The following is a 16,990-nucleotide window of genomic DNA, read 5'->3' on the forward strand; positions in this document are numbered from 1 at the left end:
GCATCAGTTCTGCACGTTCAGCTCGGTACGACGGTTCGGTTCGCTCTTGCAGCCAGGGAAAGCATCGCCCTTCTGCTCCAGCGGACGGCTCTCGCCGTAACCGTTCGGGCCCGACAGGCGGCCGGCAGCGACGCCGTGACCCGTCAGGTACTCGTACACGGCCTTGGCGCGACGATCCGACAGACCCTGGTTGTAGCCGTCGGTACCGCACTCGTCGGTGTGGCCGGCGACTTCGAGACGCAGCTCCGGATACTTGTTCAGGATCGACACGGCCTCGTCGAGGATCGCGATCGAATCCGGACGCAGCGCATCCTTGTCGAAGTCGAAGTGCACGCCACGCAGGTCGATCGTCAACGGCACCGGGCAACCATCCGGACCCACCGCCTGGCCGGCGGTCGAGTTCGGGCAGGTGTCGTTGCAGTTGTTGACGCCGTCGCCGTCGTCGTCGAGGTCAGCGCAGGTCTTGGCCGGCGGCGGAGCCACCGGGGCCGGGGCCGGCGCGGCCTTGCCGAAGGTGTAGCGCACGCCGATCTGGCCGCCCATCGTGCTGCGATAGGCACCGCCCTGCTGCCAGTTCACGCCGCCGAAGATCGTCCAGTTGCCGATCTTACCGGTCACGCCGCCTTCGACCAGCGTGCTCATTCCATCCATGCTGGCATCGCCGTAGAACGTGTTGTTGTCGATGCCGAAGCGGTTGCCGCCTTCCATCTCGTTGATCGCGTTGACCGACAGGTACGGCGTCCAGCTGTTGTCGCCGCTGGTCTTGAAGGTCTTGCGCAGCGAGACGCCGGCGCGCACGCGGGCCGAGTCGGTTTCTTCGTAGGTGAACTCGCCCCAGCCGCTGCCGATCGGCTCCAGGCCGTCGACGGTGAGCGTGCTGTACTGCAACTGCGGCTCGATCTTCCAGCCGCTGGCGGTGGCGAACGAATAGCCGACTTCGAGCGACCAGCCCTTGGCATCGCCGTCCTGGGTGAAATCGCCGCCGACGACGCGCGCGTCGAGATCGAAGCTCATCTGGCGATAGGACAGGTCGGCGTAGAAGCCGTTGCCCGGCACCCAGGTCACGTAGGCGCCCCAGGTGTTGCCGTCGCCTTCGGCGCGGCCGCCACCGGCGGTGCGGATCTCCAGGTCCTGCGTGCCGAGCATGATGCCCGCGCTCCAGGCCTCGTTGAAGTTGTAGGCCACGCCCACTTCTCCGCCCGAGGTATCGGCGTTGAAGCGACGATCGTCGTCCGTGCCGAAGTTGGTGTCGCCGTGGTCGGTTTCGAGCTTGGCGTCGCTCTTGAACACGCGCGCCCAGGGGCTGACGCCCTGCACGCGACCATCGCGGTCGGTGCCTTCGCGCTGGAACAGCGTGCCGTTGATCGTGTGCCACGCGCTCTGCAGGGCCGGCGCCATGCTATGCGCCAGCAGGCCGCGCGCATTCAGGCCGGTCAGCTCGATGCCGAGACCATGCTGGTCGGGCGAGGTGTTGGCGGCGTTGATGTGCGAGACGATGGCCACGTCGAGCGAAGTGAACAGGTCGGTCGGGATGCCCGTGATCGAACCGAGCACGAAGTCGCCGTCGGCGCTGGTGCCGTCGACATCGACGATCGGCACGAACTCGATGGCCTCGTCCGGCTTGCCGACCATCACGATGTTGATCGTGTGTTCGGTCGGCTGGACCACGTCGCCGGTGATGTACAGGCGATCGGAGGCTTCGGTGCTCAGGTTCAGGTCGACATTGAGTGCGCCGTCGCCCTGGAAGCTGCCGACGATCGTCATGCTGTCGTTCGGCACGCCGTCGAGCATGGTGATCACGCCGCCGTTGTAGAACGGCAGCGGGTTGTCGCCCGGGGCCAGGGTCAGCGCGAACGGCGCGAGCGGCGCGTCGTTGTCGCCCATGTCGATCAGAGCGTCGCCCAGCACGACGATCATGCCGTAGTTGTAGAAGGCATTGCCGCCGTCGTAGCCGCCCAGGTGGATTTCCGAGCCGGGCATGACGATCAGGCCGTCCTCGCTGTTGACGATGACATCGTCGCCATCGCCGAAGTCCGAGGACTGTAGGGCCAGCCAGTACTCGTCGTTGTACAGCGAATCGGCGTAGTTGCCGGTCTGGATCGAACCGATGATGTCGCCGTAGTTCACGATGTCGGCGATGCCGTACGGGCCGGAGGAGATGGCCACGCGGGCGCCGTTGCCGTAGGCGGCGATGAGGCCGTTGTTGATCACCGTGTTCAGGCCGTAGGAATCCATCTGCACGGCGATAGCGGCCGCACCGTCGTCGCCGAGGGCCTGGGCGATGATCTCGTTCTCGTTGTAGACGTTGATGTCGCCGACGTCCGAGCTGGCCGACAGGCCGACCGCGTAGGCGAAGCCGCCTGCGGCGTCGGCGTCGGCGATGATGCGGCCTTCATTGGTGATGTCGGCGCCGTAGTAGCCGTTCACGATGGCCGCGTAGGCGATGGCGTCGTAACCGTCGGCTTCCGCATAGATGCCAGCGCCGTTGTACAGGTTGGCATAGCCCTGGCCGGCATTCGTGACGCTGCCGATGGCGATGGCCGTGCCGTCCGAACTTGCTTCGGCGCGGATCTCGTCGTAGTTGTTGGTGTAGGCACCGTAAACGCCGGAGACGAAGGCGCCGCGTGCGAACGCGTAGTCGTCGCCATTGGCATAGGCGGCGATGAAGCTCTCGTTGAACAGGTAAGCCTGGTCGCCGGCTTGCACCGAGACGCCCATGCTCTGCGCCGAGTAGCCGAAGCTGGTGGCGACGATGCCGCCGTAGTTATGTGCGGCGGCATTGCCCTGGTTCGAGAACACGTTCAGGCCGGCAGCGATCGCCGTGCCTTCGCTATACGCGTCGGCCTGGGCGGTGATGGAGGCTTCGTTGTAAGCGAAGGCACCGTACTCGCCGGAAACGATCGCGCCGCGCGCGAGGGCGTAATCGCCGCCGAGTGCATCGGCACCGATATAGCCATCGTTGTAGAACAACGCGGTGCCGTAGTCCGCCTCGGTCGTGCTGCCCAGCGCCAAAGCGACGCCGTAGAAGCCGGCATCGGCGGTGGCCTGGATGTTGCCCGTGTTGGTGGTGGTGGCGAGGTAATAGCCCAACGCCGCCGCGCCCGTGGCCGAGGCGGTGCCGTCTTCGGCATAGGCGCCAGCGTGGATATCGCTGCTGTTGGTCAACGCCGCTTCGCCGTAAACGCTATTGGCCACCGCACCGAATGCCATGGCCGCGCCGTACTCGGCATAGGCCAGCGCGGAGATCTCGCCGCTGTTGGTCAGCACGCTGTCGTACCGGTAGGCCAGAGACGACGCGCCCATGGCCTGCGCAACGCCGTCGTAAGCCATCGCATAGGCATCGACGTAACCACTGTTGTCGACGAAGGACTGGTAGTAGCCGTAAGCGTCGATGCCGGTCGCGATGGCGGTGCCGGAATCGGCGAAGGCCGAGGCGTCGACGTATCCGCTGTTGTCGACATCGGAATAGGCGCCTTCGTTCTGCAGGCCCGTCGCGATCGCGATCCCGTCGTAGGCATGGGCTTCCGCCACGATCCCGTTGGTGTTGACCGTGTCGGCGTAGTAGCCGGCCGTGTAGGAACCGGTCGCGCGGGCGTAGTAGCCAGCACCGGCCTCGGCGAACGCACCGATATAGCCGCTGTTGTACAAGCTGGCGCCGGATGCAGCAGCAGTCACCGCACCAGCCGCCGTGGCGTTACCGCCCTGGTCCGAGCCGGCGGCGGCGCCGATATGGCCGGCGTTATACGTGCTGGCCGCGATGCCGCCCAACGACAAGGAGCCCGTTGCCGTCGCCACCCCGTCCTCGGTGTGGGCATAGGCGCTGATGTTGGCGTCGCCGTAGCTGTATACGGTGGCGTACGAGGTACCGATCGTCATCGCGCCGTTGGCGGAAGCATCACCGTCGACGGTGCTCACCAGCGCGTTGATCGAGCCTTCGTTGTAGGTATAGGCGAGATTGGCGGTCGTCAGTGAACCGATGCCGGTGGCATTGCCGGTGACGGCGTGCGCCGCGACGTCGATAAAGCCATCGTTGGTCAGATAGGCATAACCGTCGCCGATCGTCAGCGCGCCGTAGGCCGAAGCGCCGTAATAACCTTCGGCGTAGGCGATCACATAGCCGGTGTTGTCCAGCGATGCGGTGCCATTGGCGCTGTCGGTGCGAATGCCGAGGGCGGAAGCCAGGCCGTAATCGGCATGGGCTTCGGCTTCGATGTTGCCGGTGTTGATCGACGTGGCGTCACCGTAAGCGAGCACGTTCGCACCCGCAGCCACGGCGCTGTCGCCGGCTTCCGCGTAGGCGTAGATACCGCCCGCGCCGCTGTAGAGGTAGGCATCGCCGAGCGACGAATACGTGATGCTGCCGATGGCCTGTGCCGTGCCGTCGTAACCCGCCAGCGCGAGCGCGTCGATGGTGCCATCGTTGATCGTTTCGGCGCCGTAGGGGCCGACGACCTGGGCCGCGACCGCGAGCGCGTCGCCGTCGTAACCGGATAGCGCGTAGGCGTAGATCAGCTCGCTGCTGTACAGGCTGGCGTAGCCCTCGACCGCGAAGACCTGGATACCGCGCGCGTCGGACGTGCCGTAGTCACCCGACCAGGCCACGGCTTCGATCGTGCCGGTATTCACGGCATCGGCGCCGTAGTAACCGAACACGACCGCACCCAGCGCCGCGGAATCTCCGTCGTAGCCGGAGGTGGCCCAAGCCGAGATCAGGTAGCTGCTGGACAGGGTGGCATAGCCGGCCGAAGCCAGGGTCTGGCTGCCGACCGCACTGGACTGACCGAAATCGCCGCTGTCGGCATCGGCCTGCACGTTGGCGTCGAAGGTGGTGGAAGCGCCGTACGTGCCGACCACCAGGGCCGCCTGGGCGATGGATACGCCGTCGTAGCCGGACTCCGCCGTCGCAAAAACATAGCCGTTGGCGACCAGGGACGCATCGTCGAGCGACGCCAGCACCATGATGCCGTGGGCCTCGCTCGTGCCGTAGTCGCCGGCGGAAGCGTAGGCGTCGATGCCGCCGTAGGACACGGCGTCGGCGCCGTAAGGCGCCAGCACCAGGGCGGCACGCGCGTACGCGTCGCCGTCGTAGCCGGTGACCGCCCTCGCGAGGATGGAGTCACCGTTGTACAGATAGGCCTGGCCCAGCGTGGAGGACGTCGTGCTGCCGTACGCATAGGCCGTGCCGAAATCGCCGGAATGCGCATAGGCATGGATGTAGGCATAGCTCAACGTCGTCGCACCGGCCGGCCCGATCACCGTGGCGCCGTTGGCGACGGAGTCGCCGTCGAAGCCGGTAGCCGCTTCAACGTCGATGTCGCCCGTGCTGTAGAGATAGGCCGCGCCCACGGAAGCGACCGTCACGTTGCCGGTCGCCGACGCCGTACCGAAATCGCCGGCGCTGGCATAGGCCAGGATGTCGCCGATGTTGATGGTGTCCGCACCGTCCTGACCGCTGACGAAGGAAGCGATCGCTTCGGCATCGCCGTCGTAACCGGTCGTCGCCGTCGCCGAGATCGAGTAACCGCTGAAGAGCAGGGCATAACCCTGCGGCGTGACCGTGCTGTTGCCGAGCGCGAAGGAATAGCCGTAATCGCCGGAATCGGCGATGGCGGTGATCGCCCCCGGGCTGATCGTCGTCGCGCCGAGCAGGCCGTACACCTGCGAGGCCAGCGCGATCGAGTTGCCGTTCTCGCCGGTGTAGGCCGTGGCGGTGATCGTGTTGGCCGCGTTGTACATGTAGGCGTAGCCGAGCGTGGACTGCGTTAGGCTGCCCATGGCGAAGGCCGTGCTGTCGTCGCCGGCAAGTGCGTAGGCATCGATTTCGCCGTAGTTGATCGTGTACGCGCCCGCGGGGCCGATCGAGATCGCGGCCTCGGCGTACGCGATCGAATCGTCGCCGGCGATCGCCGTGGCGTAAACGCCGCCACCGATGGCAATCCCGAGCGTGGAATAGGTATCCACCGATTCGACCGTCATGCCGGTCGCGATCGCCGCGCTGTTGTCGCCGGCCGTGGCGTTGGCGATGACATGGTCGAACGTGACACCGACGGCGTCGTAATAAGCCTGGGCGCTCACACCCAAGGCCAGGGCGATGCTGTTGTCGCCGGCACTGGCGTTGGCAGTGACGTTGTAGCCGAAGAACGTGGCGTAGCCGTAGTAGGCCAGCACCTCGATGCCGGTCGCGCTGGCGTAGCTGCTGTTGCCGGCTTCGGCATTGGCGTAGATGTCGCCGGAGTTGAAAGCAAAGGCGTCGTAGTAAACGCTTTCGACCAGGGCCGCCTGCGCGATCGCAGCCGACGTGTCGCCGGCCAGCGCGACGGCGCTGATGTCCGCGCCGCCATTCATGACGGCATTGCCGAACTGCGCCTCGGTGAAGCTGCCGTAAGCCACGGCGAGACCGCTGTCGCCGACTTGCGCGTAGGCAGTGATTTCGCCGCCGCCGAGGTAGGTTGCGGCGCCGAAATAGCCGTACACCATCGCCGCCTGGGCGACGGCGGTGCCGTTGTAGTCGGCCGTGGCGCTGGCCGAGATGCTGTCGGCGCTGTACAGGATGGCAATACCCTGCGCCGACGTGGTGATGTTGCCGATGGCGGTGGAAACGCCGTTGTCGTAGGAGTCGGCGATCGCGGTGATGACGCCAGGACTGAAGGTGTAGGCGCCATACTGGCCGATCACCTGCGATGCCACGGCCGTCGAAACACCGTTGTTGCCGGAATAGGCGGTGGCGGTGATCGTGTTGGCGGCGTTGTACAGGTAGGCAACGCCGGCATTCGCCTGCGTCACGCTGCCGATCGCGGTGGCGGTGCCTTCGTCGCCGACCAGCGCATACGCGCCGATCTCGCCGAGGTTCGTCGTGCTCGCGTAGTAGGGGCCGATCACGACCGCGCCGACGGCGATGGCGTCGGAATCGTAACCGGCGGTAGCGGCGGCGTAGATCGAATTGCTGCTGTACAACTGGGCGGTGGTCTGGTCGGAAATCACCGACATGGCGTAGGCGCCCACCAGGCTGTATCCGCCGGCGGCGGCGCCGGCGAAGACGGTGCCGTAGTTGTCGGCGGTCGCCGTATACAGGGCGTGCACGTCCGCGCCGGTGGCGATGGCGACGCTGAAGTAGCCGGCGTCGGCGTAGGCACCGATATGCTCGCTCTCGAGATAGGCGTTGCCGTTGTAGGCCAGGACTTCGATGCCGGTGGCGACGGCGGTGCTGTAGTGGCCCGCGGACGCCTGCGCGACGATGGCTCCCGTGCTGTACGCAGCGGCATCGTAGTTGCCGCTCTGCACCAGGGCGCCTTGCGCGATGGCGATCGAATTGTCGGTGCTGTAGTAACCGACGGCCGCGGCGTAGGCGTAGATGTTGCCCTCGCTGTTCAGCGTGGCATCGCCCATCGGGCTGGTGGTGATGTTGCCGATCGCCAAGGTGTAGCCGTAGTAGCCGCTGATCGCCGTGGCGTAGATGTCGCCGGTGCTCGTCGTCGTGGAGCCGTACTGGCCGGTCACCTCGGAGGCGATGGCGATGGCCACGCCCTGCGTAAAGGCGTAACCATAGGCCTGCGCGGCGGCGTAGATCGTGCCGCTGTTGTACAGCTCGGCCTCGCCGAAGTCGGAGTTCGTGCTGGTTCCCAGCGCATAGGCCGTGCCGTACTTGCCGGCGATGGCGACGGCGGTGATGTCGCCGGTGCTGGTCGTCGATGCGCCGTAGTAACCATCGACGATGGCGCCGAGCGCGGTCGCCGAGGTGCCGGCGCCATACTTGCCGGTCTGCGCGATCGCCGTGATGGCGTAGCCGCTATCCAGCGTGGCGTAGCCCTGCGGGGCTGTCGTGCTGTTGCCGAGCGCGACCGACTGGCCGTAGTCGCCGGAGACGGCGAGGGCGTAGATCTCGCCCGGGCTGTCCGTGTACGCGCCGAGGAGGCCGTAAACCTGCGAGGCCAGCGCCATGGACGTACCGTACTTGCCGGAGTAGGCCACGGCCTCGATCGTCGTCGCCGCGTTGTACAGGTTGGCGACGCCCTGGCTGGCGCTGGTGATGTTGCCGATCGCGGTCGCATAGCCGTAATCGCCGACCTGCGCGACCGCGAGGATGTCGCCCATGTTGATGGTGGTCGCGCCATAGGGGCCGGTCACGACGGAAGCGGCAGCGACCGCCTGCGAATAGTCGCCGGCATACGCGCCGGCACCGATCAGGCCGATGTCGTTGTACAGATAGGCCGTGCCGTTGGCCGAATTGACCTGCATCGCGTAGGAAATGGCGGTGCTGTAATTGCCGGCATCGGCGATCGAAATGATGTTGCCGTAGTTGACCGCGGCCGCCGTATACAGGGCCTGCACGTTGGCACCGTAGGCCAGCGCCAAGCTGGTCTCGCCAGCGTAAGCGAAGGCGCCGATGTCGCTGCTGTACAGGACGGCGTTGCCGTTGTAAGCCAGCACGTCGATGCCGGTGGCAACGACGATACTGTTGTCGCCGGCCTCGGCATAGGCATAGAGCTCGCCGAAGCTGAGGGCGATCGCATTGTAGTTGGCGCTCTCCACCAGCACCGCCTGCGCGAAGGCCTGCGAATCGTTGCCGGCCAGGGCAACAGCGTAGACGTCGCCCAGACTGCCGAAACCGGCGGTGCCGTTGTTCGCGAGCGTCAGGTTGCCGTAAGCAACTGCAGTGCTGTTGTCGCCGGCCAAGGCATAGGCATAGATATCGCCGTAGTTGATCGTCGTGGCGTCGTCGTAGCCGCTGACCACCGAGCCGATCGCCACGGCCGTGCTGTCGTAGCCGGCCGTCGCCTCGGCCAGGATGCCGTAGCCGCTGTACAGATAGGCATCGCCATCCGCGGCAACGACGGTCATCGCATACGCCAGGGCCGTACTGGTGTTGCCGACGCTGGCGTCGGCGACTACCAGGCCATAACTGAAGGCGGAGGCCGAATCCAGCCCCTGCACGTTCGCGCCGGTGGCGCCGGCATAGCTGTTGTCGCCGGCGGTGGCGTAGGCGCCGATGTTGTCGCTGTACAGCGTGGCCTCGCCGTTGTACGCCAGCACTTCGATGCCGGTCGCGCTGGCGGTGCTGTCGTTGCCAGCCTCAGCGACAGCGGCGATGTTTCCGTAGATGTAAGCCGACGCGTCGTAGTTACCGCTCTGGACCAATGCGGCTTGCGCGATGGTCTGCGAGGCGTCGCCGGCAAGCGCGACCGCATAGATGTAGCCGTTGCCCTGGAGCAGCGCATCGCCGTAGAGCGCGGTGGTGAAGCTGCCATAGGCGACCGCCAGGCCGCTGTATTCGACCGCGGCATAAGCGAAAACGCCGCCGCTCTGCAGGGTGGTCGTCGCGCCATAGTAGGCATCGACCATCGCGCCGAGCGCGATCGCCGTGCCGTCGAACCCGTCGGTGCCGGTGGCCGTCGCCACTGCGGTGATATAGCCGGTGCTGTCGAGGCTGGCATAGCCCCCCGAGGAATTCGTGCTGCTGGCCAACGCGTAGGCCGTGCCGGCGTACTTGCCGGCCGTCGCGGTCGCCGTGATGTCGCCGACGCTGGTCGTGTAGGCCCCGTAAGGACCATCGACGAGCGCGCCAAGCGCCGTGGCGTCGCCGGAGCCGTAGATGCCGGAGGCATTCGCGCTGGCACTGATATTGCCGGTGCTGTCGAGCACGGCGTAGCCGTAGGTCGCCGAGGTGCTGCTGGCCAACGCGTACGCGTTGCCGTACTTGCCGCCGGTCGCCGTCGCGCTGATGTCGCCGACGCTGGTCGTATAGGCGCCGTAATAACCATCGACGATCGCACCGAACGCAGTCGCCGTACCGTTCGAGTAGTACCCGGTGGCGCTCGCGCTGGCGCTGATGTCGCCGGTGCTGTCGAGCACCGCAATGCCATCGGCGGCCGTGGTGGCGCTGGCCAGCGCGTAGGCGCTGCCGTACTTGCCGCCGGTCGCCGTGGCGCTGATGTCGCCGACGCTGGTCGTGTACGCGCCGTAATAACCATCGACGACGGCGCCGATGGCCGTCGCGGTGCCAATGGAATCGTACTTGTACGTGGCGCTGGCATTGGCGCTGATGTCGCCGGTGCTGTCGAGCGACGCGATGCCATAGGCGGCGGTCGTGCGGCTCGCCAGGGCATAGGCGCTGCCGTACTTGCCGCCGGTCGCCGTCGCACTGATGTCGCCGACGCTGGTCGTGTACGCGCCGTAGTAGCCATCGACGATCGCGCCAATGGCGGTCGCCGCACCGTTCGAGTAATAGCCCGTCGCCGTGGCATTGGCGCTGATGTTGCCGGTGCTGTCGAGCTCGGCGATGCCATCGGCCGCGGTCGTGCTGCTGGCCAGGGCAAAGGCGCTGCCATACTTGCCACCCGTCGCCGTCGCGCTGATGTCGCCGACGCTGGTGGTGTACGCGCCGTCGTAGCCCGAGACGACCGCGCCGAGGGCGATCGCATCGCCCGTGCTGAAATACTTGCCGGTCGCCGAGGCGGTCGCGGTGATGTCGCCGGTGCTGTCGAGCTCGGCGATGCCGTTGGCTGCGCTCGTGCTGCTGGCCAGGGCATAGGCGGTACCGTACTTGCCGGCCGTCGCCGTCGCGGTGATGTCGCCGACGCTGGTCGTGTACGCGCCGTAGGTGCCCTCGACGATGGCGCCCTGCGCGATCGCCGTCGTGCCGCCGTCATAACCCGTGAACGCCGTCGCCGTGATGCCATAGCCGCTGTACAGAGTGGCAACGCCCTGTGGCGAAGTCGTCTGGCTTGCGATCGCCAGCGAGTAGCCATCGTTGCCCGACCCGGCCGTGGCCGTGATCGCGCCAGGGCTGTTCGTCTCGGCGCTGAACTGGCCGTACACCGTCGAGGCGATGGCGATGGAAGTACCGTTGTCGCCCGAGTACGAGGTGGCGGTAATCGTGTTGGCCGCGTTGTAAAGATAGGCGTAGCCCGCCGTGGCTACCGTCAGATTGCCTTGCGCAAAGGAGTAGCCGTTCTGGCCGGTCGAGGCGTAAGCGTCGATTTCGCCGTGGTTGTACGTATAGGCGAAGGTCGAAGCAAACGTCACCGCCGCTTCCGCGTAAGCGGACGAATTGTCGCCGCCGATCGCTGTCGCGTCGATCTGGCCGCTGTTGTACATATAGGCGAAGAGATCCGTGAACACCGACAGGCCGCTGGCCGAAACCACGCTGTTGTCGCCGGCGAACGCGTAAGCCGTCACATCGCCGACGCTGACCGCCCCGGCGTAGCCAACGCCCTGAACGACGGCGCCCGTCGCATACGCGAAGCTGTTGTCGCCGGCGGTGGCCGAAGCCGAGATCGAGTCGCCGCTATAAAGGGAGGCGTATCCGCCCAACGAGAAAGTGACGCTGCCGGTCGCGGTAGCGTAGCCGTTGTCGCCGACGATCGCGGTCGCGGAGATGTAGGCCGGGCTGTTCGTTTCGGCGCCGTACTTGCCGTACACGCCGGCAGCGAAGGCATCGGCCGAACCGTTGTCGCCGGCGCTAGCGTAGGCGCTGATGCCCGTGCCGTTGTACAGATACCCGTCATAGAAGGCCTGAACGAGGATGCCGGTCGCGGAGGACTCGCCGTAATCGCCCGTGATCGCCGAGACGTGCATCTCGCCGGTGTTCATCACGGTTGCGTTGTACGTGCCGTTGACAATGGCGCCGGTCGCCGTGGCGATGCCGCCGTCCGCATCCGGACTGGCGGTCGCAGAAACATTCGTCACGCCGCCATTCAGCAGGTAAGCATCGCCGTTGTCGGCAGCGACGATGAACCCGGTCGCGTTCGCTTCGCCAAAGTCGCCAGCGGTAGCGCTGACGTCCACGTTGCCGTAGCTGGTCGCGCTCGCATAGTCACCGTAAACGCCGGCGCCGAGGGCTACCGCGAGGCCATAGGCTCCGTCGCCGACCGTGGCGCTGGCGCTGATGCCGCCGCCGTTGGACAGAACCGCGTCGTAGTTATACGACGTGACGATGACGCCGGTGGCGGAAGCGTAGCCGTCGTAGCCGGCCTCGGCGATAGCGCTGAAGCTGCCCGCGCCCAAGGCCTGCGTGTAACCGAAGCCATCGACCATCGCGCCTTGCGCGATCGCGGTGCCTTCGTTGCCCGTGTAGGCGCCCGCCGAGGCTGCGCCGCCGTTATAGAGATAGGCCTCGCCGGCGTAGGCATAGACACTGATGCCCATCGCGCCGGAGAACCCATAAAGGCCCGTCGTCGCCGTCGCCGCGGTGTCGCCGAACAGGCTGGCCGATGCGTCGAAGTAACCGAAGACGTTGCCGCCGATCGCCTGGGCTTCGCTGTAATCACCGGCGCTGGCGAAGCTGTCGATGCCCTCGCTGATCAGCGATGCGTCGCCGTAGCCCGAATAGACCGAGATGCCGCTGGCGCCGGCGAAGCTGTCGTTGCCGGCGGTCGCCGTCGCTGTGACCATGCCGTAACTGATCGCATCGGCGTCGAAGTAGCCGTTGACGTTCGCAGCCGAGGCCTGGGCAAAGCCGTAATTGCCGGCCGTCGCGGTGGCGTCCATCGTGCCCGAGGAATACAGATAGGCCGAGCCCAGCTCGGAATACACGCCGATACCGGTGGCGATCGCCATGGCCGGATTCTGGCTGTTGCCATAACCCGTGGTGGCCACGGCGCCGATGCTGCCCGTGTTGTAGGCGTCCGCATAGTACAGGCCGGCGACGAGCGCGCCCTGCGCGTAGGAGCGCGAGTAGTTGCCGGTGATCGCGGTCGCACCGACGACGCCGTAACTGAAGAGCGTGGCGCTGCCGCTGTTGCTGGCATCGGCATAGATGCCGCCGGCGACGGCGAGGCCGTCGTTGCCGGCGACCGCCGTGGCGTAGACGTTGCCCGTGCTGTCGACGCTGACGTCGCCGAAATAGCTGTACACGACCATGCCATTGGCGAAGGAATAGCCGGAGTCGCCGGAAATCGCGCTGCTATCGACATTGCCGACGCTGGTGAGCGTCGCATCGCCGTCGTAAGCATAGATGTCGAAACCGGTGGCGCTCGAGTAACCGAAATAGCCGGTGATCGCCGAGGCGGTGACGTTCGTGCCGCTATCGGCCGTTACGCCGAGGTAGCCATAGACCGTCACACCATCGGCGATCGCGACGCCGGAATTGCCCGTCGCCATCGCCGACGCATCCACGCCGCCGCCGATGTCGAGCGTGGCGTAACCCGTCTGTGCGTCGACATCCAGGCCCGTGGCGATGGCCGTGCCGTCGTAATCGAACGCCGTGGCGCTGGCGGTGATGTAACCGACGCCGCTCGCGGAAGCATCCAGGTATGCATCGACTTCGGCGCCCGCGGCGAGCGCGAAATAGCCCGCCGTCGCGGTGGCGGAGATGCTGCCCGTGTTGTTCAGCGTTGCCAAGCCGTTGTAGGCGAAGGCGCGAATGCCAGAGGCTTCGGAATAACCGCCGTAGCCGGAGATCGCGGTGGCATCGACATACCCACCACTGGTGACGTCGGCATTGCCGTAGGGGCTGACCACCGTCACGGCGCGCGCCAGGGCGTCGCCGTAGTCGCCGGTGAGTGCGTAGGCACTGGTGTTGCCGGTGCCATAGGCGCTGGCCGAACCGTTGCCCGAGAAGACGATCAGGCCGTAGGCCTCGGAAACGCCTTCGTATCCGGAGACGGCGGAGACGTCGATATCGCCATTGTGCGTGGCGTAAGCGCCGGTGTAACCGTCGAGGATCGCGCCGTACGCATACGAGTAACCGAAGTTGCCGGTGGTCGCGCTGGCGTTGATGTCGCCATCGACGCCATTGATCAAGGACGCAGCCCCCTGCGCCGACTCCGTCACGCTTGCGTAGGCGATGGCCACGCCGAAATAACCGGCGGTGGCGTAGGCGCCGATCAGGCCATCGTTGTCGCTGAACGCAGAGTACTGGCCGGTGACGATCGAGGCGCCCGCGGTGGCGTTGCCGAAATCGGGCGCGGTCGCCGTGGCGATGATGCTGTAACCACTGTTGTCGAGCGACGCGCTGCCGCCGTAGGAGGTCGTCTGGCTGCCGAAAGCGTAAGCGTAGCCGCCGTAGCCGGCATAGGCCGTCGCTTCGATATGGCCCGGGTTGTAGGTGCTGGCCGTGCCGTTGGCCGAGACAACCGTGCCTTCCGCGAGGGAGTAGCCGATGAGACCGCTGTTGGCCGTCGCGTAGATATCGCCGCTGTTGTTCAGCGAGGCGATGTAGTCGCCGGCCACGATGCTGCCGGTGGCGTAGGCATAACCGTATTCGCCGACATTGGCGTTGGCCACGATGCTGCCAGCATTCGTCGTGAACGCCATGTCGTTGCCGTAGGCGGCCGTACCGATGGCGGTAGCACTGGCTTCGTTGTAGCCCGAGGCGCTGGCGCTGATGTAACCGTAGTAACCGTTCGACACGCTCGCGGTCCAGGCGCTGCTGGCGATCACGCCGGTCGCGCTGGCGATGCCGCCGGTCTGCACGCCCGCGTCGACGTTCATGTAGCCGTCGTTGCTCGCGTAAGCATTGTTGTAGGACGAAACGCTCAGGCCGACGGCCGTCGCGTAATAAAACCCATCCTCGAATACCTGGGCATTCGCGCTGATGAAGCCGTTGTTGTTGGCGCTGGCGCCGCCAGCATTGCTGTAGACCTCGACGCCGGTCGCGCCGGCATTGCCGTAATAGGTGGTGGCGTTGGCGCCGACGGAATTGTATTTGCCCGACTCGAAGCTGGCGTTGCCGTAGTTGGCCTGCGTACTGCTGCCCGTCGCGTAGGCATCGCCATATTTTTGGACCTGGGCGGTGGCGCCGATATTGGCGTATCCGCTCATCGTCGTCGATGCGCTGTACCCGCCGTACACCTGGGCGCCGACGGCGGTCGCGCTGCCGCCAAGATAGGTCCTCGCATACGCGCCGATGCCGCCGTAGCCGGAAACTTCCAGCTCGGCGTAGGCCGCCCCGTTGACGGACGCGCCTGTCGCATAGGCCGGACCATCGAAGGTCGTCGCCGACGCGTTGATCACGGTGTCGTCGCTGGACAGGCTCGCGTAGAGACCCCCGGTTTGCACCTGCACACCAGTGGCGGAGGCGTAGTCGCTGCCGTAAGCCGTCGCGCCGACAAATCCGCCATACGAAACGAAGCTGGCGCCGGCGTTGCCATCGACGAATACGCCCGTCGCGGAGACGTTGATGCCACCCGCGTAGGCCTCGATGTTGCCGTCGTTATAGACGCTCGCCGATCCGTAGAAGCTGAAAGCGCGGATGCCGGTGGCGCTGCCGTAATCGCCATACGCGCTGGCGGTAATGTCGCCCGTGTTGGTCGCATTGGCGTCGTAAGCGGCGTCGACATTCGCGCCCGTGGCTACGCCGTTCTGGCCATAGGTAATCGCGTCGACATTGCCCGCGTTGTTGAACGAGGCATCGCCGAAAAAGGAATAGGCGGTTGCGGCCGTGGCGTTGCCGCCCACCGCAGTGCCAACGGTCGCGGTCACATCGGCGCCGGCGACGACGGTGACGTCCGCATCTCCGAGATAAGCGTAGGCGTACACGCCGAACGCCTGGCCTTCCTGGGTTTCGGCGTCGATGCTGCCGCCCTGGATGCCGATCGATGCGTCGTAATAGGACGAGGCGAAGGCGCCTGTGGCGACGGCGCCGGTGCCGTTGGCCGAAGTCGCTTCAACCTGGCCGGAATACTGGGTGATGGTGGCCGATTCCAAGCCGATGGCGGCGATGCCGATCACGTTCTGGTCGGATACCGCAGCAGCACTGGCCGCAACGGCGCCGGTATTGGTGACGCTGACGTCATCCACGGCGCTATAGGCGCTGATACCGTCGCCATCGATCGCGGTGACCACGCCCGAGTTGTAGACGTTGACCGCGTACTGGGCGTCGACGCTGATGGCATCGGCGGTATTGCTGACGATGATCGCGTCGGTATAAAGGTTGATGTAGCCGTTGGCGGCGTCCAGGTCGATACCGGAACTCCCCGCGCCAGGCAGGATCGTGGTGGCCGAGTTGCTACCGACGACGACGGTGACGTCGTCGACCGCGTAGGTCACGTTCGTCCCTATGAACAGGCCGTCGCATTCGATCAGGTTCGCATTGACGACCGTGCAGGCCGACATCGCAGGCCCTGCCGCGCCCATGACCGCAAGTCCGAGAAGCGCGCTTCGAATCGCGTGGGTCGTCGGGTTGAGCTTCATCCGGGTGGAGCGGAGGCGGTTGAAGCGCGACGGGGACTTGCGGCTCATACGAATGTCCTTTTCTCGAAAAGCAGTAGGGCCCGGAGCAATGTCTCTCCAGGGGTCGCGACTGAAACCGAGAAAGGATGAAGATCGACTATTGCCCTGCGATTACAGGACAAGCCGATGGAAAACAGTTCTAGCGCCTCAGATGAATCGGCACACGAACGGAAGCCCCCTTCCCCGAAAACGTTGCCGCAACCGATAGTTACAACGTTCGAACTTTAAGTTTTGTGACGCAGTTCCGTCAAATGGCCGGACATCGCCAGCCCGTCGTTCAGCCTGGCTGACCCGCCGCGCGGCCTATGGTTTGGGCTGGACGTTGACGACCATCGTGGTCGCGCCGTTCTCGGCGACGAAATGGGTCAACACGGTCTGCTGGCCTTTTTCCATCGTCAGCAGGCCCGACGTTGCATCTTGCATGGCCATCGTCTCCGTCCAGCCGTCGCTGGTCTGCGCCTTCCTATATGTCTCATAGGTTGCCGACAGGGTCTGTTGCGAGGTCAGGGTCACGGACAGGGCTTGGCCCATGCTCATGGCCGACATCAACTTGGCATCGGCCGGCAGATGCACATCCTTGGGGAAAGAGGGCGGCAGAGCGACGTTCTCGCCAGAACTCGCCGTGTACGTGCCCTTATCGGTCTCGATCGTCACCGATTGGCGGCCGTCCTCGTTGTTAATGTCGACCTTCTTGCCGGTGCTGGCTTCGATCGCCTTTTCGGCCGCCGCTTCCGAGGCCGCCTCCTGGAACTTGCCGCAGCCGGCGAGCAGGGTCGCGGTGGCGATAGCGATCAACAGGGCGGAACGGTTCATGCGAAGT

The 16,990-nt window shown here is 65.7% G+C and carries 2 protein-coding genes; both read right to left on the minus strand.

Annotation, left to right across the window (positions count from 1 at the left end; genetic code table 11):
- Window positions 1–3: 3 nt before the first annotated feature.
- Entirely contained in the window at window positions 4–16,179 is a 16,176-nt protein-coding gene (locus QM707_RS13535) for an OmpA family protein (RefSeq protein ID WP_415002818.1), read from the minus strand.
- A gap of 294 nt (window positions 16,180–16,473) precedes the next feature.
- Window positions 16,474–16,983, minus strand: a complete 510-nt coding sequence (locus tag QM707_RS13540; RefSeq protein ID WP_415002401.1) for a hypothetical protein — start codon at window positions 16,981–16,983, stop codon at window positions 16,474–16,476.
- Between the last annotated feature and the right edge of the window lie 7 nt (window positions 16,984–16,990).

This window comes from Arenimonas sp. (genome assembly GCF_047602345.1).
In the GTDB taxonomy this organism is placed as follows: domain Bacteria; phylum Pseudomonadota; class Gammaproteobacteria; order Xanthomonadales; family Xanthomonadaceae; genus Arenimonas.

Bases quoted from the DNA above. Each gene is read 5' to 3' on its own strand.
- QM707_RS13535 (WP_415002818.1), bottom strand. From the start codon at position 16,179: ATGAGCCGCAAGTCCCCGTCGCGCTTCAACCGCCTCCGCTCCACCCGG.
- QM707_RS13540 (WP_415002401.1), bottom strand. From the start codon at position 16,983: ATGAACCGTTCCGCCCTGTTGATCGCTATCGCCACCGCGACCCTGCTC.